Origin of the sequence: Pseudomonas sp. NBRC 111127, assembly GCF_001320345.1 — a bacterium.
Lineage (GTDB): Bacteria > Pseudomonadota > Gammaproteobacteria > Pseudomonadales > Pseudomonadaceae > Aquipseudomonas > Aquipseudomonas juntendi.
The window spans coordinates 1-980 of sequence record NZ_BCBD01000338.1; the positions used below are offsets into that span (position 1 = coordinate 1).

At 50.7% G+C, this 980-nt stretch carries 1 rRNA gene; it reads left to right on the forward strand.

Annotated elements, in window-relative coordinates:
* Positions 1 to 3 precede the first annotated feature (3 nt).
* Positions 4 to 980: ribosomal RNA gene (locus APH30_RS27315) — 23S ribosomal RNA — on the forward strand; the annotation flags it as partial.

A 980-nucleotide genomic window follows, 5' to 3' on the forward strand; every position in this document is an offset into this window, starting at 1 on the left:
TATGGTCAAGTGAAGAAGCGCATACGGTGGATGCCTTGGCAGTCAGAGGCGATGAAAGACGTGGTAGCCTGCGATAAGCTTTGGGGAGTCGGCAAACAGACTGTGATCCAGAGATCTCTGAATGGGGGAACCCACTCAGCACAAGCTGAGTATCTTGTACTGAATACATAGGTGCAAGAGGCGAACCAGGGGAACTGAAACATCTAAGTACCCTGAGGAAAAGAAATCAACCGAGATTCCCTTAGTAGTGGCGAGCGAACGGGGACCAGCCCTTAAGTTGGTTTGAGATTAGTGGAACGCTCTGGAAAGTGCGGCCATAGTGGGTGATAGCCCCGTACACGAAAATCTCTTATCAATGAAATCGAGTAGGACGGAGCACGAGAAACTTTGTCTGAATATGGGGGGACCATCCTCCAAGGCTAAATACTACTGACTGACCGATAGTGAACCAGTACCGTGAGGGAAAGGCGAAAAGAACCCCGGAGAGGGGAGTGAAATAGAACCTGAAACCGTATGCGTACAAGCAGTGGGAGCCTACTTTGTTAGGTGACTGCGTACCTTTTGTATAATGGGTCAGCGACTTATATTCAGTGGCGAGCTTAACCGAATAGGGGAGGCGTAGCGAAAGCGAGTCTTAATAGGGCGTTTAGTCGCTGGGTATAGACCCGAAACCGGGCGATCTATCCATGGGCAGGTTGAAGGTTAGGTAACACTGACTGGAGGACCGAACCGACTACCGTTGAAAAGTTAGCGGATGACCTGTGGATCGGAGTGAAAGGCTAATCAAGCTCGGAGATAGCTGGTTCTCCTCGAAAGCTATTTAGGTAGCGCCTCATGTATCACTGTAGGGGGTAGAGCACTGTTTCGGCTAGGGGGTCATCCCGACTTACCAAACCGATGCAAACTCCGAATACCTACAAGTGCCGAGCATGGGAGACACACGGCGGGTGCTAACGTCCGTCGTGAAAAGGGAAACAACC